The organism is Streptomyces sp. NPDC005374 (assembly GCF_042872225.1).
Lineage (GTDB): Bacteria > Actinomycetota > Actinomycetes > Streptomycetales > Streptomycetaceae > Streptomyces.
On the sequence record NZ_JBIAKA010000023.1, the window covers coordinates 31711 to 53612 of the forward strand.

Here is a 21902-nt window from a genome sequence, read left to right on the forward strand (position 1 = left end):
CCGCACCCCCTCCCCACCGCAGGGCGGCGTACACCGACACCTCGTCGGAGTACGCCGCCCTGTCCGGCCGGGTGGCGGGCCCGCTACGCCGCCGGTGCCGCCGGTCGCCTCAGCAGGCTCCTGATCGGGTGCCACAGCTCCTGGGCGAGCTCGGGGCCGCCCACGACAGCGTTGTCGGGGGCGGTACGCCATATCAGGCCGTCCGGATGGTGCAGTACGGCGGTGATCTCGTCCGGGCTCGGGGGCGCGGCGTTGCCCCTCAGGTACACCGCGCGCAGGCCCAGGTTGCGCAGCCTGGTCAGGGCGCGCGCCCGGTTGTGGGAGTGGACCAGCACGCGCACGCTGCCGCAGCCGTCGGTGGGCGGGCGGGGCAGGTTCAACGCCACCACCACCCTGCCGTTCGGCAGCTTGCAGAAACCTCCTGCGGCCATGCAGTCACACCCCCGTGCGCGTCGGTGTCAATAAGGAAGCCACAGGACGCACCTAAACACGATCGGCGGCAACCCGCCAGGGGTTGCCGCCGATACGCTTTTGACCTGCAGTTTTACCTTTACTTGCCCGAAGGTCCGACCTGGAGGGTGACCGTCTGGCCGTTCAGCGGCTCCTTGACGATCTTTATCCGGGTGTTGGTGTCAGTGATCTTGACACCGGCGAGCGGGTTCGACGTGTCGTAGTACGTCGACCGTCGGTCGTCGAAGACCGGGACGCCCGGCTGCGACTTGATCTTCGTCGCGACGTCGGCGTTGTGGAGCGTGATCGCGTCCGTCGGGTACCAGCTGAAGGTCGAGTCGTAGGCCTGGATGCGGTTGCGCATCAGCGTGCCGTCGGACCACTTCAGCGCGGTCGGGTGGGAGTCGACCGGAAGGATCAGGCCCTCGCCCGGGTGCTGGCTGGTGTTGTCGTCCGCCTGCGAGGTGTCCCACTTCCAGATCAACAGGCCGTTCTGGTAGGCGTAGTGCTCCACCCAGGCCGGACGGGTCGTCGAGAAGCCGTAGTTGTAGGGACCGACCTTCAACACCTTGTCGTACGACACGTATTGGCGGTTCTCGGCGATGTAGTACTGCGCGTAGTCGTCCGTGATGGACGCGCCGATGCGGGAGAAGCCGTTCGCGGTCCAGGCGGCGTCCGCCGTCTCGGCGTTGTCGGAGAACAGGGTCGCGCCGTCGGCGGTCACCGTGATCTCGTCGGCCGCGAAGCCCTTCTGGGCCACGCCGCCGTCGGTGGCGTAGCGGAAGCGCAGCTGGATCTTCTGGCCCGCGTAGGCGTTCAGCGGGAAGGTCAGCTTCTGGTAGGCGTCCACCGTGCCGGTGAGGGCGGGCTTGCCGCTGCCGTCCTTCGGGATGGCGGTGCCGTCGGCCAGAGTGCCGTCGATCGGCGTCCAGTTGGAGCCGTCGGTGGAGACCTCGGTGTAGAGGTAGTCGTAGTCCTGCTCGATGTCCCACCAGCCGTCGAGGGTCAGCGCCGCGGCGGACTTGCCGGTGAGGTCGACCGGGCGGGTCAGGGTGTTGCGCAGGTCGTCACCGCTGCCGCTCCACCACTGGGTCGCGCCCTGCGCCGGGGTGACCACCTCGGTGGTGACCTCCTTCTCCGGCAGCTGGACCACGAGCGCCTGGGCGTCCTTGGTGTTGTACTCCGCGACGCCCAGCTTGTGGTTGGAGCGCTTGCCGGCGTTGGCCACGTCGTAGTCGAGCCAGCCCAGTTGGAGCTTGTCCCAGGCGTTCATGTCGCCCGGCAGGTCGCCGATGGACTGCTTGCCGGTGCCGAGCCAGGAGCCGGAGGACATCAACGTCCAGAAGCCGGTGGAGTTCTCGCCGCCGCCGGAGGTGTCGTACTCGTCGGGCAGGCCGAGGTCGTGGCCGTACTCGTGGGCGTAGACGCCCAGGCCGCCGTTCTCCGGCTGGATGGTGTAGTCGCCGACCCAGATGCCGGTGTTGCCGATCTGGGTGCCGCCGAGCTTGTTGCCGGAGGGACCGGTGGAGCCGGCGTCGGTGCCGAAGGCGTACCAGCGGTGCGCCCAGATGGCGTCCTCGCCCTGGGCGCCGCCGCCCGCGGACTCGTCCTCGCCGGCGTGCACGATCTGGAAGTGGTCGATGTAGCCGTCGGGCTCGTTGAAGTTGCCGTCGCCGTCGAAGTCGTAGCGGTCCCACTGGTCGAACTGGGCCAGTTCCGTGCTGATTTCGGCGGCCGTGTCACCGGCGGCCTCGCGCTCGGCGACCCAGGCGTTGACGCCGTCCTGGACCGCGTACCAGGCGCCGGTCGCGGCGTCGTTGGAGCCGTAACGGGCCTCGTTGTACGGGACCTTGACCCAGTCGGTGACCTCGCCCTCGACCGAGTAGCGGCCCGAGGACTGCTTCTCGTAGTACTTCTTCAGCGACTCGCTCTTCTTGCCGGTACCGAAGTACAGGTCCTGGAAGTGCGCCTGGTTGTAGTCCGCCTGCCAGGCCGTGCTGTTGTCCTGCTTGCGGTCCGGCTGGGCGATCTTGTTGTGCAGCGGGCCGGCCGTGCCGCCGTAGCGGGGGTCGACCTGGTCGCCGAACTCGACCAGGATGGTGAAGATCTTGTCGGTCTTCTCGCGGCCGAGTTCGACGTACTTGCTGTCGCCCTTGCGGCTCTTGAGCTGGACCACCTTGGAGCCGTCGCGGTTCTTCACCGTGGCGGCGCCGGATATGACCTGGTCGAGCGCCTCCTGGCGCTGCGCCTGCCGGGTCTTGGTCAGCGGGCCGTCGAAGTCGTGCTCCCTGGCCTTCGCCGGTTGCGGGTCCTGTCGGCCGACCGCGGTGGTCTCCGCGAACTTGTCGTCCGCGGCCTGTGCCACGGCGAACGTCGAGAACGTGACCGAAGCCGCCGCGAGGGCGACCACCGTCGCCGCCGTTCTGAACGTCCAGGATCTGTCTGTCACTTGAGCCTCTCCCCTTTAGTCAAGTGACCGGTATTTGACTAAAGGTTGAGGAAAAAAGACAGACCTTGACTTGGACCCGTCAATTGCATTATTAGGAGCCGGTGTTCGTATTGCGGACACGGGACCGCAACACGACGGGCGCGCACCGAGGTCCACTTGGTGGACGCCATGACTCCGTGCGCCCCCTGTGCTCCGGCACTGTTGGTTAGGTCACGCTTACCGTTCGTTCCACTCGGGCAGACAGCCGATTAGAGTCGATTGGCGGAACGCCCGGGTGCCGGCGGAATGCCAGGCCGACACCCCCCGTGTACCCCCAATTCCGAGGACACGATTGCCATGCCTCGTCCGACCGCCGCACAGCTCACCTACGGTTCGATCACCGTCATCTTCTCGACGCTCGCCATGCTGCTGCTGTCACAGACGAGTTCGACCGTGGGGACCGCGGTGATCGCCGTCTCGGCGCTCGCCCTCGGCCTGCTGGTCGCCTTGACGGTGCCACAGCCCAAGTCCCGCGTGATCGCCCTGCGCAAGCCCGTACGGCACACAGCGGAAGAGCCCGTGCCTGCCGTGGCCACGGGCTCCAAGACTGCCGCCTGAACGCTGGGTTCGCCGACCGTGCTCCGGCTCGTCCCGGGATCCCCGGGGCGAGCCGGACGCGTCCCGGCCGGGTCGGGTCAGCCGGCGCTGACCACTACCGTCTTCGCCGCCTTGTCGTGCAGACCCTGCTTGTAGGGCTTGTCGAAGTAGCTCCAGCCGCCCGAGATCGCGGTCCAGATGCAGGCGCAGCAGAACGCGAACGGGATCCACAGCACCGCCGAGCGGATCAGCGTGGTCTGCACGGAGGGCGTGGAGCCGTTGTCGAGGTTCGCCACCCGCATCCCGAGCCACTTCTTGCCGAGCGTCTGCCCGGACCGGGTGATCATGACGGTGTCATAGGCGATGTAGAGCACCGCCGCGAGGAGCGACTGCGCGAGCGACTTGCCGTACTGCATGTCGTCGCTGTTGACGTCGTACTCGCTCACCCCGATGCCCCAGGTGATCAGCCAGACGACGACCCCCACCATGATCATGTCGATGATGCGGGCGAGCGTGCGCCGGCCGCTGGGGGCCAGCGGCGGCATGCCGGACAGCGGGTCGGTGGGGTAGGAGCCGCCGCCGTACGGATCGCCGCCCTGGGGGCCGCCACCGTAGGGCGGCGGCGGGGGCGGCGTGTTGTACGGCGATCCCGAGCCCTCGGCAGGCGGGGGCTGCTTCCTGAACGGGTCGTCGTCCGGCGGCTGCTGGCCGGAGCCGGGAGGCGGTTCACTGCTCATGGCCCGAGTGGACCGCGAACCCCCCGGCTCCGCATCCGGCGAGCGGCCGTCCGGAGTACCGAATCCGGTACGCCCTTCGCCGTACTCGCTCAGCCGGCCACGAACGTATGCGCCGCCTTGTCGTGCCAGCACTGCCGCCACGGCCGGTCGAACAGACACCAGGCGACGCCCACGAGGCCGATGCCGAGCAGACCCGGGACGCTGTAGACGAGCCAGCGGCGCAGGGCACCGCCGAAGGACGGGGGCTCGTGGGCCTCGATGTCCCGCACCTCCAGGCCGAGCAGCTTCTTGCCGAGGGTGCGGCCCCACTTGGCGGTGGGCAGCGCCTCGTACAGGACGCCGGCGACGAGGAGGACGGCGACCACGATGCCGAGGTACACCGACGTGGTGCCGTCGAGCAGCCAGATCGTCACGGTCTCGCCGGAGAGCTTGGCCGCGTCGATCTTCTCGCTCACGTGGTCGGCGGCCCTGGTGCCGAGGGGGACGGCGGCCACGGCGGTCACCGCGCCGACGACGAGGGTGTCCAGGAGGCGGGCGGCCAGGCGCTTGCCGAGGCCCGCGGGTCTCGCGGCGGCCTGGCGGCGGGCGGCCGCCTGGAAGATGTCCTCGACCGGCGGCTTCCAGGGGGCGGGCTGCTCCTCGTCGGGCCCGGCGAGCCGGTGCACCTGCTGCGCCCAGGAGGGCTGACCGCCACCGGGACCGGCGCTCATGGGGGCCGCGGCGGGCTGGACTCCTGGGGCCGGGTGGGAACCCTGGTGCTGCCCGGCGCCCTGCTGCGGCCGGCCTTGCTGGGGCAGGCCCGGAGAAGCCGTCTGCGGGCCTGCGGCGGGGGCGGGCTGCTGGGACCCGGGCAGGGCACCGGCAGCGGCGGAGGCGGGACCCTGGGGCCCTGAAGCACCGGTGACCGCGGCCCGTTCGGCGGCGGCCTTGCCGGCACCGAAGCCGGGGCCCTGGGGGCCGGCGGGAGCCGCGGCACCGTCGGCCGCGGGACGCTGTGCGCCGACGCCGGGGGCGCCCTGGGCGCCGGGGCCGGAATACGCGGGCCCGGGCGTGCTTCCGTTCTGCGCCCCGGGCCCCCCGCTCTGCTGCGCCGTGCGCGGGGAGAGCGCGCGGAACTTCATGGTTCCGTCGTCACCGTCCGTCCGCGGTGCGGTTCCCGCTCCCCCGGACGCCGCCCCCGACCCTGCCGTGGGCCTGCGGAAGACGCGGGTGCCGCCGTCCTCGTCCGGCTCGGCGGGCGGGATGGTCGCCGTGCCGTCGGTCCGGGCTGCGTGCCCGTCCGGCTGGACCGGGGAGGGACCCTCGGCGGGCCGACCGGCACCGGCCACCCTCGGGTCGACGCCCTGCGGTGCGCTCTGCTGCGGTACGCCGTGCTGGGCCCCTTGAGCCCCCTGGGCTCCCTGGGGGGAGCCCCACGACACGCGGCGGTCCTGGTCACCGCCGAAGCCCGCCTGGTGGGTCCGGTCGGCGGACCACGCGGACGCGGGTTCGGGGCGGCTGCCGTGCTGGGCCTCGGCGGCGGGATGCGCGGCCGGCTCCTCGTCGAAGAAGTGCGGGCCCGTCTCCTCGACCGGGGACGGGACCGGGCCGGGCGCGGAGCCCTCGCCCGCCGGCGGGGCGAGCGGTTCGCCGGCCGCCGGGGCGGGGCGGCTGGTGCCCGGCACCCAGGAGGAGCCGTTCCAGTAACGGACATATCCAGGAATGGACGGGTCCGGGTAATAGCCCTCGCGGGGCCTGTCGTCACCGGGTGCCGGGGTTGGGGCGCTCATGTCCGTCGTCCCGTATCTGCTCGGGGGTCAATGGAGGGGGCTCCACATCTATCAGACCGGCGCAAGACCCACCGCCAGTCCCACCGGACCCACCCCTTTTGGGCACGACCGTGATACCGGCTGTGAGACCTGTTGTGGTGCCGACCGTGCCCCGTCCGTGAACCCGGCAGCAACCCCGGCGGAAAAAAGTTCGCCGAACCCGCGTAATGATTCCGGCCCCTCCCCCCTCTCCACTCGTACGGGCCCACCGCAGGACCCGTGCGAGAGCCGAGAGAGGAACGAACGACATGCACCACACCGTGGTCGAGCGCGAACTGGAGCTCCACCTCATCCTGTCGCCCGAGCGCAGCATCCCGGTCCCGGCCCGGCTGGGCTACCGCAGCGACGACCCCTTCGCCGTCCACGTCACCTTCCACATCGGCTCGGACCATCCCGTGCACTGGACCTTCGCCCGTGAACTCCTCGTGGAGGGGGTGTTCCGTCCGTGCGGGCACGGGGACGTGCGGGTGTGGCCGACGAAGGTCGCGGGCCGCAGTGTCGTGCTGATGGCGCTGAGCTCGCCCGACGGCGACGCCCTTCTGGAGGCCCCCGCCGCGCAGGTGTCGGCCTGGCTGGAGCGCACGCTGAGGGTGGTCCCCCCGGGCTCTGAGGCGGAGCAGCTCGGCATCGACGACGGCCTCGCCGAGCTGCTGGCCCCCACTCCGGCCGACGACCTGTGGCTGCGCGACCCGTGGCCGGGCGACGACTCTACGGACGGGGAGTGAGCCCCGGGCAGGAGAGGGGTCAGAACAGCTTGCCCGGGTTCAGGATCCCCAGCGGGTCGAAGACTCCCTTCACCGCCCGCTGCATCTCCACGCCCACCGGCCCGATCTCGCGCGCCAGCCACTCCTTCTTCAGTACGCCCACCCCGTGCTCGCCGGTGATCGTGCCGCCGAGCTCCAGGCCGAGGGCCATGATCTCGTCGAAGGACTCGCGGGCACGCCGTGACTCGTCGGGGTCGGCCGCGTCGAAGCAGACCGTGGGGTGGGTGTTGCCGTCTCCCGCGTGGGCGACGACACCGATGGTGAGCTGGTACTTCTCGGCGATCCGCTCGGTCCCTTCGAGCATCTCGCCGAGCCGGGAGCGGGGCACGCACACGTCGTCGATCATCGTGGTGCCCTTGACGGCTTCGAGAGCGGTGAGGGACAGCCTGCGGGCCTGGAGCAGGAGTTCGGACTCGGCGGCGTCGTCGGCGGGGACCACCTGCGTCGCGCCCGCCGCCTCGCACAGCGCGCCGAGGGCGGCCAGGTCGGCGGCCGGATCGGTGGTGTCGAAGGCGGCCAGCAGAAGGGCTTCCGTCGTCTGGGGGAGCCCCATGTGCGCCATGTCGTTGACGGCCTTGACCGTCGTACGGTCCATGAGTTCGAGGAGGGACGGCACATGCCCGCCCTCCATGATCCGGCACACCGCGTCGCAGGCGGCGGCCCCGGACGCGAACTCGGCGGCCAGCACCAGCTGCGCGGGCGGCTGCGGCCGCAGGGCCAGGGTCGCCTGGACGACGATGCCGAGCGAGCCCTCGGATCCGACGAACAGGCGGGTCAGGTCGTATCCCGCGACCCCCTTCGCGGTACGGCGGCCCGTGGACATGAGCCGCCCGTCGGCGAGGACGACGTCGAGTCCGAGGACGTACTCCGCCGTCACGCCGTACTTCACACAGCACAGCCCGCCGGAGGCGGTGCCGATGTTGCCGCCGATCGTGCACATCTCCCAGCTGGAGGGGTCCGGCGGGTAGTAGAGGCCGAGTTCGCCCACCGCGCGGGAGAGGACCGCGTTGACGACGCCGGGTTCGACGACGGCGATGCGGTCGACCGGGTTGATCTCCAGGATCCGGTCCATCTTCGTCAGGGACAGCACGATGCAGCCGTCCGAGGCGTTGGCCCCGCCCGACAGGCCCGTGCGGGCGCCCTGCGGGACGACCGGGACGCGCAGTTCGGTGGCGACGCGCATGACGTGCTGGACCTGCTCGACCGTGCGCGGCAGGACGACCACGGCGGGGGTGCCGGCCGGGCAGAAGCTCGCCATGTCGTTGGCGTAGGAGGCCGTGACGTCCGGGTCGACGAGGACGGCCTCGGCGGGCAGACCGCTCAGCAGGCGGTCGACGAGATTGCCGGTGACCGCTGTGTCTTCATCGCGACGCGCTTCGATACGGCTCATGATCACAGCGTCGCACCGGGGGCCATCGGTGTGAACCCCGTCTGCGGCAGCTGCCGCGCACCGGGGTGTGCTCGTCGTATTGACGCACAGTGAGCGCCATGGAGAACCAAGCCACGGAGAACCGGACGCAGGAGCGGCGTGTGCGGCGGTACGGGCGGCTGGTACCGGCCGCGGTCGCGGGGTGCGCGGCGCTCGGTACGGTGCTGATGCTGCTGCCCCCGGAGCCGCCGGCGACGCGCGCGCCCGCCCCGGCCCCGGGCGCCCAGGCGCTGACGGCGGTCGCCGCCGGGGTGCCGGCCGCGCTGCCCGACCTGGCGGCGCTGATCGGTGAGCGGGAGAGCCATCTGCGCCGGCATCCGCGGGACGCCGAGTCGTGGGCGGTGCTCGGGACGGCGTATGTCGAACAGGGGCGGCGGACGGCGGAGACGGCGTTCTATCCGAAGGCCGACACCGCGCTGCGGACCTCCCTGAAGGTGCGCAGGAGCGCGGAGGCACTCGGCGCTCTGGCCGCCCTCGCGAACGCGCGCCGGGACTTCCGTACCGCGCGGGCCTGGGGCGAGGCCGCGCGGACGCTGGAGCCGAAACGGTGGACGACGTATCCGCAGCTGATCGACGCGTACACGGGGCTCGGTGACTACAAGGCGGCCGGCAGGGCACTGGAGCGGCTGACGGAGCTGCGCTCGGGGCCGGCGGTGATGGCCCGGACGGCGGCCGTGTACCGGGACCGGGGCCGGCGTGAGGACGCGGCGGCCCAGCTGGCGGACGCGGCGGCGCGGGCGGGGGCGCCCGCCGAGCGGGCGGCGTGTCTGGAGCGGGCCGGGCAGCTCGCCTGGGAGCGCGGTGACCGCGAGGCCGCGCTGCGGTACTTCCAGGAGGCGGTCCGTATCGACCCCGACCAGCGGGCCGCGCAGTCCGGGCAGGGTCGGGTGCTGGCGGCGCTGGGCCGCACGGCGGAGGCCCTGAACGCCTACCGGACGGCTCTCGCGAAGCAGCCGCTGCCTCAGTACGCCCTGGAACTGGGCGAGTTGTACGAGTCGCTGGGGCTGGGGCGGGCGGCCCGGGTGCAGTACGACCTGCTCCGGGCGAGGGTACGGGCCGCGACCGCGGCCGGGGCCGACGAGGAGCTGGTTCTCGGGCAGTTCGAGGCGGACCACGGGGACCCGGCCGCTGCCGTACGGCGGCTCGGGGCCGAGTGGCGACGGCAGCCGGGGATCGCGGTGGCGGACGCGCTCGGGTGGGCGCTGCACCGGGCGGGCGAGGACGAGCAGGCCCTGCGGTACGCCCGGATCGCGACCGACAGGGTGCACGGGGGCGGGGTGCGCAGCGCGCTGTACGCGTATCACCTGGGCATGATCGAGCGGGGGACGCGGCGGTACGCCCCCGCGCGTCGGCATCTCCAGGAGGCACTGCGGACCAACCCCTGGTTCTCGCCGCTGCTGGTGCGGTCGGCGCGGCAGGAGTTGGCGGCGCTGGGAGACGTGCCGGACGGGGGCGTACCGGTGCTGGACGCCGGCGCGAGCCGGTAACAGGGCCGGCTAGAGGTTGCCCCGCTTCTCCTGCTCCCGCTCGATGGCCTCGAACAGTGCCTTGAAGTTGCCCTTTCCGAAGCCCATCGAGCCGTGCCGCTCGATGAGTTCGAAGAACACGGTCGGCTTGTCCTGGACCGGCTTGGTGAAGATCTGCAGCAGATAGCCGTCCTCGTCGCGGTCGACGAGGATCTTCAGCTCCCTGAGCGTATCGACCGGTACGCGGGTGTCGCCGGCCCACTCGCCGAGGGTGTCGTAGTAGGAGTCGGGCGTGTCGAGGAACTGGACTCCGGCCGCCCGCATGGTCCGTACGGTCTGCACGATGTCGTTGGTGTTCAGCGCGATGTGCTGGACGCCCGCGCCGCCGTAGAACTCCAGGTACTCGTCGATCTGGGACTTCTTCTTGGCGATGGCGGGCTCGTTGATCGGGAACTTCACCTTGAGGGTCCCGTCGGCCACGACCTTCGACATCAGCGCGCTGTACTCGGTGGCGATGTCGTCGCCCACGAACTCCTTCATGTTCGTGAAGCCCATGACCTTGTTGTAGAAGCCGACCCACTCGTTCATCCGGCCGAGTTCGACGTTGCCGACGCAGTGGTCGACGGCCTGGAAGGTGCGGTGGGCGGGCGGCTCGACGATGGGGGCGGCCTGGGCGAAGCCGGGGAGGTAGGGGCCGTCGTAGCCGGTGCGCTCGACGAGGGTGTGGCGGGTCTCGCCGTAGGTGGCGATCACGGCGAGGACGACCGTGCCGTGCCCGTCCTTCAGCTCGTACGGCTCGGTGATCGAGCGGGCGCCGTGTTCGACGGCGTAGGCGTGGGCGCGGCGGGCGTCCGGGACCTCGATGGCGAGGTCGATCACACCGTCGCCGTGCTCGGCCACGTGCTGGGCGAGGAAGTGGCCCCAGGGCGTGGCGGGCTTGATCACCGAGGTGAACACGAACCGGGCGGAGCCGTTGGTGAGCACGTACGACGCGGTCTCCCGGCTGCCGTTCTCCGGTCCGGAGTAGGCCACGAGCCGCATGCCGAAGGCGGTCGAGTAGTAGTGCGCCGCCTGCTTGGCGTTGCCGACGGCGAAGACGACCGCGTCCATTCCCTTGACCGGGAACGGGTCGGCCTGCCGGGCGGTGTCGGGTGTGGGGTGTGTGTGCGCAGAAGTCACAGCCATGCGGGAAGCGTGGCCCCGCCTCGCAAGGTGCGCAATAGTTCGCATTACTGCTGGACAACATGCGCAGTCGTACGGCCGCCTCGGCGGTCTTTCTGTACAGGATGACCATCGGGCCGGGAGGCTGCCGTGGGGATCGACGTACTGGACGGGCGGATCATCGTGCTCCTCGCGCGGGAGCCCCGGATCGGGGTGTTGGAGATGTCCCGGCGGCTGGGCGTGGCCCGGGGGACCGTGCAGGCGCGGCTCGACCGGCTCCAGTCGAACGGGGTGATCCGCGGATTCGGTCCGCAGGTCGATCCGGCGGCGCTCGGCTACCCGGTGACCGCGTTCGCCACGCTGGAGATCCGGCAGGGGCAGGGGGCTGACGTGCGGGCGCACTTGGCGACCGTGCCGGAGGTCCTCGAGCTGCACACCACCACCGGCAGCGGGGACATGCTGTGCCGGCTGGTGGCCCGCTCCAACGCCGATCTCCAACGCGTGATCGACCGGGTCGTCGGTTTCGACGGCATCGTCCGGGCCGCCACCGCGATCGTCATGGAGAACCCCGTTCCGCTGCGGATCATCCCGCTGGTGGAGCAGGCGAGCCTTCGGGAGCTGCCCGGGATGTGAGGCGATCGGTTACAAAGAAGGTGTTGCAAAGACCCCTTTGCATAGCTATCTTTGTACGTATGCCGGAAGAGTTCAACGTACGGAAACTCGACGCCCGTTCACTGCGCGGGCTGGCCCATCCCCTGCGGATGGAACTGCTCAACGCGCTGCGCCGACGCGGTCCCGCCACCGCGTCGATGCTCGCCGAACGGCTGGGCGAGTCCAGCGGCGCCACCAGCTACCACCTGCGCCAGCTCGCCGAACACGGCTTCATCACCGACGCCCCCGAGCACGGGAAGGGACGGGAGCGGTGGTGGAAGGCCGTGGACCAGGGGGTGGTCTTCGACTCCACCGAGTTCGACAGCGCGGGACCCGAAGTGCGCGGGATGGCCGAGATCCTCCTGTACGAGATCGCCGCCACCCACTCACGAGAGCTGTCCGGCTGGCTCAGCACCCGGGACCACTGGTCCGCCGAGTGGACCCGCGGGTCCGACATGAGCGACATGACACTCCAGCTCACACCCGAGCTGGCCACCGAGCTCGTCGAGAAGATGCACGCCCTGATCGACGACTACCGCGGCCGGGCCACCGACGAGGACCCCGCCGCGGAGGAAGTACGCATCCACACGCACCTGTTCCCCATCGAGACGGACTGAGAGGCCCCGCCATGCACCCCGAGACCCACCTCACCCTGCATCACCACCGCGCCGCCGACCTCCGCGCCGAGGCCGACGCGTACCGGCTCGCGGCCCAGGCGAAACCGCCGTCCGCCATCCGGACCCGGCTCGGCTGGACCCTCGTGGAGGTCGGCCTGCGTCTGGCCGCCTCCCCCAGGCCGGCCCTCGTGCACTAACAGCTCGGCACGGATCCCTTACCGCTCTCCAACGCGGTCAACGCGCCCACCGCCCCCTTCAGCGAGGTCACCGGGACCAGCCGCAGTCCCTTCGGCAGTTCCGCCTTCGCGTCGGCGCACTCGTCCTCGGGGACCAGGAACACCGTCGCCCCGTCCCGCTTCGCGGCCTGGGTCTTCAGGGCCACGCCCCCCACCGCGCCGACCGTCCCGTCCGCGTCGATCGTCCCCGTCCCGGCGATGGTGCGGCCGCCGGTGAGGTCGCCTCCGGCGCCGTCTCCGTGGAGCTTGTCGATGATCCCCAGGGTGAACAGCAGGCCCGCACTCGGCCCGCCGACGTCCGCGAGCTTCAGCGTGACCTTGACCTTGTCGTCGCTGAGCTTGAGATAGGTGAGGGCGGCCTCGGTCGCCGCGTCCTGGGAGTCCTGCATCTGCTCGGTGTTGTGCTGCTCGATCTCCTTGACGCTCTGCCCGCTGGGATAGACGGCGTCGCGCGGCATGACGGCCCGGTCGGTGCGGAACCAGCTGTCGAAGACGTCGCCGAACGAGACGTGTGTGTCGGGTCCGGTCGCCTCGATGGTCGTCATCCGCAGCTGCCCGCTCGTCGTACGGGTCTTCGCGCCGGAGACGGTGATCACCGGGGTGCCCTTGTTGTCGCCGAGGACGTTCGCCGTCATCCCGGGCTGCGCCAGCGCGAACGGCAGCGGCGCGAAGAGCGCCGTGGCGACCAGGGCCACGACGGGCAGGGCACAGACGGCGACGGCCTGGGGGCGCGTGAGGCGTGAGAGCACGGGATCAATCTAACGCGGCGGTCACTTCCGGCCACGAGCCGGTCAGCCCCGTACAGATCCTGGCGGCGAACCGTGGATCGCCGTAGCGCCTGGGGAAGGGCTCGACCTCGATGCCCTGCCTGCTCGGGTCGCGCAGGTGGCGGTCGTCCTGGGCGAACGGCTCCGTGATGTCCTCGGCGAAGCAGCGCGAGGACGCCGAGGTGTCGCCGGGGAGCGTGAAGCCGGACTGGGCGGCGAGAGCGAGGTTCGGGGTGCGGCCGATTCCCGTCTCCGGCATGCCGCCGCACCACACCGGCACGGCGTGCGCGCGGGCCACGTCATGGACGCGGCGGGCCTCCATGCAGCCGTCCACGCGCGAGGGCTCGATGTCGACGACCCCGCACGCGTCCATCGCGATCGCGGAGGCGGGCCGGCTGCGCGCGGACTGGGGTGCGCCGACTGGCCGTTGCCCACCCGGGTCCCGTCCTCGGGCTCTCGGATCCCACCCGGCTACGGCTGCCGGAGGCCCGCTCAGCGCAGCGCCTCGGCGACCTCCCGGGCCGCGTCCACCACCCGCGGTCCCACCCGCTCCGGCACCGCGTCGGCCAGCATCACCACGCCGACACTGCCCTCGACGCCGGTGACTCCCAGCAGCGGCGCGGCCGCCCCGCTCGCACCGGCCTCCAGCTCCCCGTGGGTCAGCATGTACCCCGGTTCCCCGAACCCCTGCTGCCGGGCCGCGAGAATCGCCCGCCCCGCCGCCCCACGGTCCAGGGGATGCCGGAACCCCGCCCGATACGCCACGTGATAGTCCGTCCACGAGGGCTCCACGACGGCCACGGCCAGCGCCTCGGCGCCGTCCACCAACGTGAGATGAGCCGTCGCCCCTATGTCCTCCGCGAGCGAGCGCAGCGCGGGCAGCGCGGCCTCCCGCACCAGCGGATGCACCTGCCGCCCCAGCCGCAGTACTCCGAGCCCCACCCGGGCACGTCCGCCCAGGTCCCGCCGTACGAGTGCGTGCTGCTCCAGTGTGGCCAGCAACCGGTACACAACGGTCCGGTTGACGCCCAGTTTGTTGGAAAGCTCGGTGACGGTGAGCCCGTGGTCCGTATCGGCCAGGAGCTTGAGGACCCGCAGTCCCCGGTCAAGCGTCTGAGAGGTCTCCGCGGTCACGACGCCCACTCCTCCAAGTGGTGAGGTCGGCGGCCCCCTCGCGACGGATGCGTCACCGAGTCCCGTCGGCGACGCGCTTCAGAGGCCGCCGATCGGCCGGCGGCCCGGTCTGTTTCCGGGCCGCGTCGCTTCACGGCTGCGCTCCGCGGCGGCGCTGCCACGGGGCGTGTGCGTAGCGGGACAGTAGCGAAACGGGTTCGCTCAGCGGAAGCCTCCGTCCAGAATCCGGTCAGCAGCCGGTGCGGACCGCTCCGTTTGCCCCGATACGCACGGGCGCGTGCCGCCTCGACGGGGGCGCGCGGAACTGCGCGAGCACCCTCGGACGGCCGACGACTCCCGCATCGGACGCGGGACTGGGACGGGTGTCCCCGTCACCGCATCCGCGTGGCCCACTCCTGCACCTTGGCGATCCGCTGCCGCAGCTGCCCGGCCGTGGCCTCGGCGCTCGGCGGGCCGCCGCACACCCGGCGCAGCTCGGTGTGGATCACCCCGTGGGGCTTGCCGCTCTGGTGGGTGTACGCGCTGACCATGGTGTTGAGCTGCTTGCGCAGCTCCATCATCTCCTTGTGCGAGACGACGGGCCGCCGCTCGGCGGGCATCTCGAGGAGGTCGGCCTCCGAGTCCGGCTTCTTGCGGCTGTGCGCGATCTGCCGCGCCTGCCGCTTCTGGAGGAGGAGTTGCACCTGGTCGGGTTCGAGCAGGCCCGGGATGCCGAGGTAGTCCTGCTCCTCCTCGCTCCCCGGGTGCGCCTGCATGCCGAACTCGGCGCCGTCGTAGAGGACGCGGTCGAAGACGGCGTCGGACTCCAGCGCCTCGAAGGCGAACTGCTCCTGCTCGCCGGTGTCCTCGTCCTCCTCCTTGTTCGCCTCCTCCATCTCCTTCTCGGACTCGGCGTACGGGTCCTCCTCGCCCTCCTTCTTCGGCTTGTCGAGGGCGTGGTCGCGCTCGACCTCCATCTCGTTGGCGAAGGTGAGGAGGTCGGGGACGGTCGGGAGGAACACGGAGGCGGTCTCGCCGCGCCGCCGGGACCGTACGAAACGGCCGACGGCCTGGGCGAAGAAGAGGGGCGTGGAGATGGTGGTGGCGTACACCCCGACCGCGAGCCTCGGGACGTCGACGCCCTCGGACACCATGCGGACGGCGACCATCCACCGGTCGTTGCTCGCCGCGAAGTCGTCGATCCGCTTGGACGCGCCGGTGTCGTCGGAGAGGACGAGGGTGGCCTTCGACCCCGTGATCTCACGGATGAGCTTGGCGTAGGCCCGGGCGGATTCCTGGTCGGAGGCGATGACGAGGGCCCCCGCGTCCGGGATGCCCTTCCTGACCTCGGTGAGCCGTTGGTCGGCGGCCCGCAGCACGCTGGGCATCCACTCACCGCGCGGATCCAGGGCCGTACGCCAGGCCTGGCTGATCGCGTCCTTGGTCATGGGTTCGCCGAGCCGGGCCGCGATCTCGTCACCGGCCTTGGTCCGCCACCGCATCTGCCCGCTGTAGGACAGGAAGATGACGGGCCGCACGACGTGGTCGGCGAGCGCGTTGCCGTAGCCGTAGGTGTAGTCGGCGGCCGACCGCCGGATCCCGTCGTTGCCCTCCTCGTACGTCACGAAGGGGATGGGGTTGGTGTCGGACCGGAAGGGCGTACCGGTGAGCGCGAGCCTTCGCGTGGCCGGCTCGAAGGCTTCGAGGCAGGCCTCGCCCCACGACTTGCTGTCACCGGCGTGGTGGATCTCGTCGAGGATGACGAGCGTCTTGCGCTGCTCGACACGGTTGCGGTGCAGCATGGGCCGTACGCCCACACCCGCGTAGGTGACGGCGACGCCGTGGTAGTCCTTGCCGATCGGGCCCGCGCTGTACTCGGGATCCAGCTTGATCCCTATCCGCGCGGCCGCCTCGGCCCACTGCTTCTTCAGATGCTCGGTCGGCGCGACGACGGTCACCTGCTGCACGACGTGGTGGTGCAGCAGCCAGGAGGCGAGGGTGAGCGCGAAGGTCGTCTTGCCCGCGCCGGGGGTCGCGACGGCCAGGAAGTCACGCGGCTGCTCCTGGACGTATCTCTCCATCGCCCCTTGCTGCCAGGCACGCAGCTTGTTGGCGGTGCCCCAGGGGGCGCGGCCGGGGAAGGCGGGAGAAAGGTGGTGGGAGGAGGCGGCGGTGGTAGTCACGGTCTCCGTCGGGGTCGAGCGGCTCGGCTGCGCTGGGCTTTTTCTCGGACTGTTTCTCGGGCTGTGTATGACGACCGGGTCACCTTACCGGCGGCCCGGCGGTGTCAACGTCCGGACAGGGCCGGGTCGGTCCTGGGTGGGACCGAGGTCACATCGCCCCGTCGGCGAGCGCGCGCAGCGCTTCGGAGATCTCCTTGACGTCGTCCAGGCTGCCCGTCGCCACGGCGATGACCAGACGCTCGGCCGCGTCGATCTGCCCGAACATCGAGGCGGAGGGGCGACACACGGAACGGCACCGCCGCGTGGTGCCAAACTGGTACCACTCACGGGTGAGGTGTCCGCAATCGCGTCGTCACCCACGCCCCCACCAACGCCACCCCCGCCATCGGCAGGAACACCACGGCGAAGGCCACCGGATGCTGAGAGCCGGCCGCCTCGCTCGCCGTATGGCTCACCGTGCCCCCGCCCAGCGCGGCGAAGGCCGCCCCGCCCGCCGCCAGCAGAACGGCGTTGGAGAGGCCGTCGGAGATCTGGAGGGCGGCGGAGTTGGTACCGGCCTCCTCGGGGGCGGAGAGATGCAGCAGGAGCACGCTGGTGGAGGCGATCACCAGCCCCATCCCGAAACAGCCGAAGCCCCACGCGACGGCGACGGTCCAGACGGGCACGGAGTGGATCAGCACACTAGGCGCGGCGGCGATCGCGGCAGCGACCAGCACCATCCCCACGGTCATCAACCGCCCTCGGTACGGCTCCACCCGCGGCCGCGACTGCACCCACGACCCCAGCGCCCACGTACCGCCGCCCGCCGCGAGCGAGAACCCGGCCAGCGTCGGCGACAGCCCCCGCTGGGTGACCAGCATCAACGGCACGAAGGACTCGGCGGCGACGAAGCACCCCGCGGCGACCCCGCGCAACAGCACGACGGAGGGCAGCCCACGCGCCGCCCGGTACGTACCGCGCGGCAGCAGCCCGAGCACGGCCGGCACGAGCAGCGCGACGCCCGCGAGGCCGGGGAGCAGGGAGAGTGGACGCAGGTCCTGGGCGGCGTACTGAAGGAGCCCCGCGCCGAGGGAGATCGCGAGGGCGAGCCGGATACGACGACGATCGAAGGAGGCCTTCCCGTGGGCGCCGTCGACCGGCCCTCCCGCCAGTCGCCGTATCTGCGGCAGCGCGAGCGCCAGCGGAAAGACGACGAGCACCGGAATCCCCACGAACACCCACCGCCACCCGAGCTGCTCGGTCACCGCCCCGGCCGCGAGCGGCCCCACGATCGACGGCACGACCCAGCCCGCGGCGAACGCGGCCATGATCGCGGGCCGCAACCGCTCGGGGTACGCCCGCCCCACCACGACGTACAACGCCACGATGACCAGCCCACCCCCGAGCCCCTGCACGGCCCGGCCGAGAATGAACTGCCACATGGTGGTGGCGGTCCCGGACACCAGCAGCCCGGCGGCGAACGCGGCGATCCCGCTGCTCAACGCCCCGAGCGGCCCACGCCGGTCCGACCACTGCCCGGCCAGCACCATCCCGAACAGGCTGGTGGTGAAGTACCCGGAGAACGCGAACGCGTAGAGCGCGACCCCGTCCAACTCCCGCGCGGCAACAGGCATCGCGGTCCCGACAGCCGTGGCCTCGAACGCGATGAGCACCACAACGGACACGATCCCCACACTCAACGCCCGATAGGACCGCCCCAGCACCCCTTCCTCGACCCCACCGACGCCGACGCACGGGCCCACAGGGTCGTCGGTGACACCGACGTCACGCGGTTCGAGAGCTGCCATGCCCGCCAGAGTAAGTCCCACAACCCCCTTTGACCCCTGTCGAACGACCTCCTCCCCCTGAGACCTTGGACGTACGACCACAGCCGCGCCCACCCCGTTCATGAACGGCGTATGGCAGTCCCGTTGCAGCCCCCACGATCCCCTTGAGCCCACCCCCCTCCCCGCCCTACGTTCATTCCACCGAGTTCGGCAGGAGCACCCCACTCCACACCGACCCGGCCGTGTGCCCGAGTGGTTCAGGGACTCGCCTGCAAAGCGAGTTACGCGGGTTCGATTCCCGCCACGGCCTCAAGTGCTTGACCAGGCAAGACGACAGGGCGGCATCCGGAAGGGGTGCCGCCTTTTTGGTCGTCCGTCTCAGTTGGCCGGTCGCCGGACGGTAGTGCGGTGCTACTTACCAGCTCTGCCACCACCAAATGATCGCGGTGACCACGGCACCACCGACGGCTGTTCCAACCCCGCGCACCATGGCAATCACCGCAACGTGGGCCAGCTTTGGCGCTTTCTCTCGCGCTGGGCAGGAGGACCGCTTGCCTGCTGCCTGTTGGCTATTCAAACGGTCTGCCGAAGTGGGCCCACTGGGCTTCCGCCCCTGTCGACCCAATGAAAAGCTCGAGCGACTGGCTTGAGTCAACTTGCTCGGCGAAACAAATTGGCAACCTCATTCATTGCGTACTAAATTTCACGAGAAAAGAGGAAAATCTAAGGGCTTTCAGGGACGCACTCGCCTACTACATTGCCGCCAATGTAGATGTTGACGTGCACCTTTGGGCCTCATTGCCGATCTCGGGACTGCAGCTCCTTCCTTATTACGAATTTGTCACCATCGGCCCCCACAGCCCCAGACGATGGGAACAGGCAATCCCTAAAAACAGGGGAACCGAATGGGAAATTAGAAACCTCATCGATAGATTGGGAATCGCAATCGCAGTTCCTCGACACTTCCGGCATCTTGCAGCCGTACGTGACCGAATGCGCCGAAAGGGGGCGAAACGAGACGCCCTGGGAGTCGTCATAAAAATGCGTAACGTTGCCACTCACCCCACTAAGCAACAATCAGGGGACTACACAGTATATGAGTGGGCAGAAGCTGGGATGCTGGCTAACTACTGGCTGTGTCTGGCATTGCTGTATACCGTGGGCTATAAGGGTGACGTCGCTGCCGTGTTGCAGCCACGACCTCGAAACCCAGGAGAACTGCGTGGCACTCCCTGGCAAGCAAAGCCAGCAAAGCGGTGGAGAGTGGGAGGGAAACCAGAGCGTAACTAACGCCTCATCGGTCCTCACGCCGACGGTCGAGGCGAGGCCCTGCACCACGAATACGATGCGTCGGCTAAACCCCCCGAGACCAGTCGTTCAAAGCACTGGCCGTGTCGCTGATGCACGTGTCGACCAGACAGCTCAGTCCCTTGAAGTCGTATGCGGGAAAGTATTGAGGCACCAGACCAAAGATCGGCTCCCCCAGGTCCACCCTGGCAGTATCAGCACTGGGCAGCAGGTTGTAGTGCATCAAGGTGTTCCGAAAATGTCGCACCGACCGGCCCGTGACTACGCGTGCAGCGGGAGCGGCCAGGATATTTTCGATCACCATCGTCGACGCCGAAGGCAGCGAGTACCGCGAATCCTCCTTTAGGAGCTTGAGGCTCAACAACACTTGGTACAGGGTGAGGTACCGGATCTTAAAGACCGTGTACTCAAGACTTCGGGTATCAGAACCAACGGTGATTACCTTGTTGACGAAGTTCATCCTGACCTGGAAGTCGGTCAAAGCCACGTTGATGGCTGCCTGCGTAGCTGCTCCATTAAAGGTCTCCGCGTAGTAAGTAGAGGCCAGCACGTCTGCAGACTTAAAACGAACCCCGGAGAGGAAGCGCACAAACGTCTCATCTCCATGCGTGTCAATACGAGCACCAAGGGCGGCGAAGCACTGACCCATCTGCCGTGTAATGCCGAGCCTGTACACGCCGTTATCGTTTCGGAAGAGCTTGTCCGCATCAACTCCGAGGTGAAACGCGGCAGCGTGTGAAGTCGTAACCAGCACGCCGTCATACATGAACAGCCCCAAGTCCCTCTCCCAACGACGGGCGAACCGGAGCCAGGTATTTCCAAGAAACCACTCAGAGTGCTTCGCCAAGATGTCGCCTTCAAAAAAACGCAACTGCCCTTCAATGTTTCGCTGGTTGTCCTCGAAAAGCTTCAGACTGTGCCGAGCACGGGCACACACTTCTTCAGCTTCTGCGGAGAATTCATCGAACACCGAAGGGTCGATCGCCTGAGGCTTCAGTTTCGCCTCATGAAGCACGAGCGAGAAATACGGAGCCATACACAAAGGAACGACTGCCGATATGCTTGTGTTGTCTGTCTGACAGTCACGAAACAACCTGCCCATGTAGTCCGCATCGCTCGCTACGCCAGCCCTAATGACGTCATCATTAACAGACACAGGTAGCCCCCTTGGTGTTTAGTCGAATTATCCAGCATGCGTGCACCTGGGGCGAACTATTTGTGGGCCGTCAGGCGTCACTCGACAGTGGTCAAGGAGGACTATCCTGCGTATAAAAGACGGGCTACTGGACGAAGAGGTCCTAGCCTTCAGGGGCCACGAATCTGACGCATCGGCTCCCAGTTACTGCCCGCTTGGGCTTCCGGGACCCTGCCATGTGGGCAACGTGGACATGAATCCGTACTCCTGGGCAACCTTCTCAAGCTCTGTCGTCCAGGGCCTACCAGTCAGCAGCTCGTTGAAGCACAGCATCGCTGCGTGGAGGATCCAAAGACAGAACAGGGGGCAGGATACGAGTTCCTCGTGGATCGGCATCTGACTGACTCGGAAGTCCTTGCCGTCATCCTGGAAGAACATCTGAGTTCCAGTGAGCGTGGGATGTGTGAAGCGAGATTCAACTGTGTAGTAGCTCCACTCCTTCGTCAGGCCGTAGCCGGTCATCAAGTGTTCGATCTTCGCCAGCCGCTCGTTGGGGTCCGGTGCGATCGATTCCTTCACTGTCTTCACGGTCGCTGCCATCACCTGATAGGCGTCTGCGTAACGGTCAGCCGTGCCATCTGCTCGAATCGCCTTGGCAAGTTGGATCTGGTCCATCCCCAACTTGCGGTTGTAGATATCGCCTATGCGATCACCCTGATCTGCACACCACCGCAGCGTGACGGTGTGCTCCAGGGCGCTGCGCCGGTTCGGGCTCGCCGCCGCGCAGGCGCCAGCCTGATGCAGCACGAGAACCGCCCGGATTTGGTGGACTGCCGTAAAGAACAGTCCCCACCCGATCACCGTCGCACGGTTAGTCGGGCTGATGCGTTCGTGGAGGTCCTCTGAGATCAAGTTCTCAAGGCAGATCAAGCCTTCACCAGGATCCGGTTCCGTCATCACAGCATCATGACCGGTCCTTTGGTGCAGCGCGATGAGGTTTCCGCCGATGCCAACCCAGGCGTGCCAGATACGTGCCAGGTCCTGCGGGGAACCACGGGGAACAGTGGACAGCACACCGGTGCACAGCCAAGTACCATCAGCGTTCGCAGCAGGTCAGAGCGCGAACCACTTCTTGAGAACCCAAGCTTCCCAAGTTGAGAGTGCGAGCTCGATTCTCGTCACCCGCTCCATATAAACCCCCGGGTCGAAGACCCTGGGGTTCCTTTCTGGACCAGTGAGCTTCTTCAGAGTGGCCGCCGATCGGGTGAGGTTGTGGCACCGCCTCG

Annotated in this window: 19 protein-coding genes, 1 tRNA gene and 1 pseudogene; 7 read left to right on the top strand and 14 right to left on the bottom strand. The window is 69.0% G+C overall.

Annotated elements, in window-relative coordinates:
* Positions 1-83: 83 nt before the first annotated feature.
* Together ACFYRX_RS41140 and ACFYRX_RS41145 are read right to left on the bottom strand one after the other, a co-directional pair.
* Positions 84-431, bottom strand: a complete 348-nt coding sequence (locus ACFYRX_RS41140; protein WP_389111797.1) for a hypothetical protein — start codon at positions 429-431, stop codon at positions 84-86.
* A gap of 119 nt (positions 432-550) precedes the next feature.
* Positions 551-2899 (bottom strand): immune inhibitor A domain-containing protein, encoded by a 2349-nt coding sequence (locus tag ACFYRX_RS41145; RefSeq protein ID WP_389111799.1) that lies wholly within the window; start codon positions 2897-2899, stop codon positions 551-553.
* A gap of 336 nt (positions 2900-3235) precedes the next feature.
* Between ACFYRX_RS41145 and ACFYRX_RS41150 the strand changes: the two genes are divergently transcribed.
* Entirely contained in the window at positions 3236-3496 is a 261-nt protein-coding gene (locus ACFYRX_RS41150; RefSeq protein ID WP_389111800.1) for a hypothetical protein, read from the top strand.
* 77 nt (positions 3497-3573) lie between these two features.
* Here the strand turns inward: ACFYRX_RS41150 and ACFYRX_RS41155 are convergent, their stop codons facing one another.
* Positions 3574-4212, bottom strand: a complete 639-nt coding sequence (locus tag ACFYRX_RS41155) for an RDD family protein (protein ID WP_389111802.1) — start codon at positions 4210-4212, stop codon at positions 3574-3576.
* Between the two features lie 89 nt (positions 4213-4301).
* Entirely contained in the window at positions 4302-5981 is a 1680-nt protein-coding gene (locus ACFYRX_RS41160; RefSeq protein WP_389111803.1) for an RDD family protein, read from the bottom strand.
* Positions 5982-6268: 287 nt separating this feature from the next.
* Here ACFYRX_RS41160 and ACFYRX_RS41165 point away from each other — a divergent pair, with 287 nt between their 5' ends.
* The gene (locus ACFYRX_RS41165; RefSeq protein ID WP_389111805.1) at positions 6269-6745 is read left to right on the top strand and encodes an SsgA family sporulation/cell division regulator; all 477 of its coding nucleotides are present in this window, start codon (positions 6269-6271) and stop codon (positions 6743-6745) included.
* A gap of 19 nt (positions 6746-6764) precedes the next feature.
* Here ACFYRX_RS41165 and ACFYRX_RS41170 read toward each other — a convergent pair whose 3' ends face one another.
* On the bottom strand, positions 6765-8180 hold the full coding sequence (locus ACFYRX_RS41170; RefSeq protein ID WP_389111807.1) for an FAD-binding oxidoreductase: 1416 nt from the start codon (positions 8178-8180) through the stop codon (positions 6765-6767).
* 92 nt (positions 8181-8272) lie between these two features.
* Here ACFYRX_RS41170 and ACFYRX_RS41175 point away from each other — a divergent pair, with 92 nt between their 5' ends.
* Positions 8273-9700: a tetratricopeptide repeat protein gene (locus ACFYRX_RS41175; RefSeq protein ID WP_389111808.1), complete on the top strand. Its 1428-nt coding sequence runs from the start codon at positions 8273-8275 to the stop codon at positions 9698-9700.
* Positions 9701-9709: 9 nt separating this feature from the next.
* On the opposite strand, the gene hppD is transcribed toward ACFYRX_RS41175, so the two are convergent.
* Complete coding sequence (hppD, locus tag ACFYRX_RS41180) at positions 9710-10864, bottom strand: 4-hydroxyphenylpyruvate dioxygenase (RefSeq protein ID WP_389111809.1); 1155 nt, start codon at positions 10862-10864, stop codon at positions 9710-9712.
* Positions 10865-10990: 126 nt separating this feature from the next.
* Between hppD and ACFYRX_RS41185 the strand changes: the two genes are divergently transcribed.
* Genes ACFYRX_RS41185 through ACFYRX_RS41195 form a run of 3 tightly spaced genes read left to right on the top strand, consistent with a single transcriptional unit; the run spans position 10991 to position 12305 of the window.
* Positions 10991-11473, top strand: a complete 483-nt coding sequence (locus ACFYRX_RS41185; RefSeq protein WP_389111810.1) for an Lrp/AsnC family transcriptional regulator — start codon at positions 10991-10993, stop codon at positions 11471-11473.
* A 59-nt stretch (positions 11474-11532) separates the two neighbouring features.
* Positions 11533-12108: an ArsR/SmtB family transcription factor gene (locus ACFYRX_RS41190; RefSeq protein ID WP_389111812.1), complete on the top strand. Its 576-nt coding sequence runs from the start codon at positions 11533-11535 to the stop codon at positions 12106-12108.
* Between the two features lie 11 nt (positions 12109-12119).
* On the top strand, positions 12120-12305 hold the full coding sequence (locus tag ACFYRX_RS41195) for a hypothetical protein (protein WP_389111814.1): 186 nt from the start codon (positions 12120-12122) through the stop codon (positions 12303-12305).
* Here ACFYRX_RS41195 and ACFYRX_RS41200 read toward each other — a convergent pair.
* The 6 genes and pseudogenes from ACFYRX_RS41200 to ACFYRX_RS41225 form a co-directional block, all read right to left on the bottom strand.
* Entirely contained in the window at positions 12302-13093 is a 792-nt protein-coding gene (locus ACFYRX_RS41200) for a PDZ domain-containing protein (RefSeq protein WP_389111816.1), read from the bottom strand. The genes ACFYRX_RS41195 and ACFYRX_RS41200 overlap by 4 nt on opposite strands.
* A 4-nt stretch (positions 13094-13097) precedes the next feature.
* The gene (locus ACFYRX_RS41205; protein ID WP_389111817.1) at positions 13098-13484 is read right to left on the bottom strand and encodes an enolase C-terminal domain-like protein; all 387 of its coding nucleotides are present in this window, start codon (positions 13482-13484) and stop codon (positions 13098-13100) included.
* A 119-nt stretch (positions 13485-13603) separates the two neighbouring features.
* On the bottom strand, positions 13604-14245 hold the full coding sequence (locus tag ACFYRX_RS41210) for an IclR family transcriptional regulator (RefSeq protein ID WP_389111818.1): 642 nt from the start codon (positions 14243-14245) through the stop codon (positions 13604-13606).
* Positions 14246-14616: 371 nt separating this feature from the next.
* Positions 14617-16407, bottom strand: a complete 1791-nt coding sequence (locus tag ACFYRX_RS41215) for a DEAD/DEAH box helicase (protein ID WP_389111820.1) — start codon at positions 16405-16407, stop codon at positions 14617-14619.
* 148 nt (positions 16408-16555) lie between these two features.
* A pseudogene (locus ACFYRX_RS41220) lies at positions 16556-16660 on the bottom strand (type II toxin-antitoxin system death-on-curing family toxin); the annotation flags it as partial.
* A 70-nt stretch (positions 16661-16730) separates the two neighbouring features.
* A complete protein-coding gene (locus ACFYRX_RS41225) occupies positions 16731-18194 on the bottom strand; it encodes an MFS transporter (protein ID WP_389111821.1) in 1464 nt (487 codons plus the stop codon).
* 217 nt (positions 18195-18411) lie between these two features.
* Between ACFYRX_RS41225 and ACFYRX_RS41230 the strand changes: the two genes are divergently transcribed.
* Positions 18412-18483, top strand: a tRNA-Cys gene (locus ACFYRX_RS41230).
* Between the two features lie 1044 nt (positions 18484-19527).
* On the opposite strand, the gene ACFYRX_RS41235 is transcribed toward ACFYRX_RS41230, so the two are convergent.
* Both ACFYRX_RS41235 and ACFYRX_RS41240 read right to left on the bottom strand, forming a co-directional pair.
* Positions 19528-20517 carry a hypothetical protein gene (locus ACFYRX_RS41235; RefSeq protein WP_389111823.1) on the bottom strand — a complete coding sequence of 330 codons (990 nt, stop codon included), beginning with the start codon at positions 20515-20517 and terminating at the stop codon, positions 19528-19530.
* Between the two features lie 303 nt (positions 20518-20820).
* Positions 20821-21573, bottom strand: coding sequence for a DUF5677 domain-containing protein (locus ACFYRX_RS41240; protein ID WP_389111824.1), 753 nt, complete (start codon positions 21571-21573; stop codon positions 20821-20823).
* Between the last annotated feature and the right edge of the window lie 329 nt (positions 21574-21902).

Excerpts from the sequence above, each read along its gene's own strand:
- ACFYRX_RS41140 (WP_389111797.1), bottom strand. The coding sequence starts at position 431 with ATGGCCGCAGGAGGTTTCTGCAAGCTGCCGAACGGCAGGGTGGTGGTG.
- ACFYRX_RS41150 (WP_389111800.1), top strand. The coding sequence starts at position 3,236 with ATGCCTCGTCCGACCGCCGCACAGCTCACCTACGGTTCGATCACCGTC.
- ACFYRX_RS41155 (WP_389111802.1), bottom strand. The coding sequence starts at position 4,212 with ATGAGCAGTGAACCGCCTCCCGGCTCCGGCCAGCAGCCGCCGGACGAC.
- ACFYRX_RS41160 (WP_389111803.1), bottom strand. The coding sequence starts at position 5,981 with ATGAGCGCCCCAACCCCGGCACCCGGTGACGACAGGCCCCGCGAGGGC.
- ACFYRX_RS41165 (WP_389111805.1), top strand. The coding sequence starts at position 6,269 with ATGCACCACACCGTGGTCGAGCGCGAACTGGAGCTCCACCTCATCCTG.
- ACFYRX_RS41175 (WP_389111808.1), top strand. The coding sequence starts at position 8,273 with ATGGAGAACCAAGCCACGGAGAACCGGACGCAGGAGCGGCGTGTGCGG.
- hppD (WP_389111809.1), bottom strand. The coding sequence starts at position 10,864 with ATGGCTGTGACTTCTGCGCACACACACCCCACACCCGACACCGCCCGG.
- ACFYRX_RS41190 (WP_389111812.1), top strand. The coding sequence starts at position 11,533 with ATGCCGGAAGAGTTCAACGTACGGAAACTCGACGCCCGTTCACTGCGC.
- ACFYRX_RS41195 (WP_389111814.1), top strand. The coding sequence starts at position 12,120 with ATGCACCCCGAGACCCACCTCACCCTGCATCACCACCGCGCCGCCGAC.
- ACFYRX_RS41205 (WP_389111817.1), bottom strand. The coding sequence starts at position 13,484 with ATGGACGCGTGCGGGGTCGTCGACATCGAGCCCTCGCGCGTGGACGGC.
- ACFYRX_RS41225 (WP_389111821.1), bottom strand. The coding sequence starts at position 18,194 with ATGGCAGCTCTCGAACCGCGTGACGTCGGTGTCACCGACGACCCTGTG.
- ACFYRX_RS41235 (WP_389111823.1), bottom strand. The coding sequence starts at position 20,517 with ATGGCTCCGTATTTCTCGCTCGTGCTTCATGAGGCGAAACTGAAGCCT.
- ACFYRX_RS41240 (WP_389111824.1), bottom strand. The coding sequence starts at position 21,573 with ATGACGGAACCGGATCCTGGTGAAGGCTTGATCTGCCTTGAGAACTTG.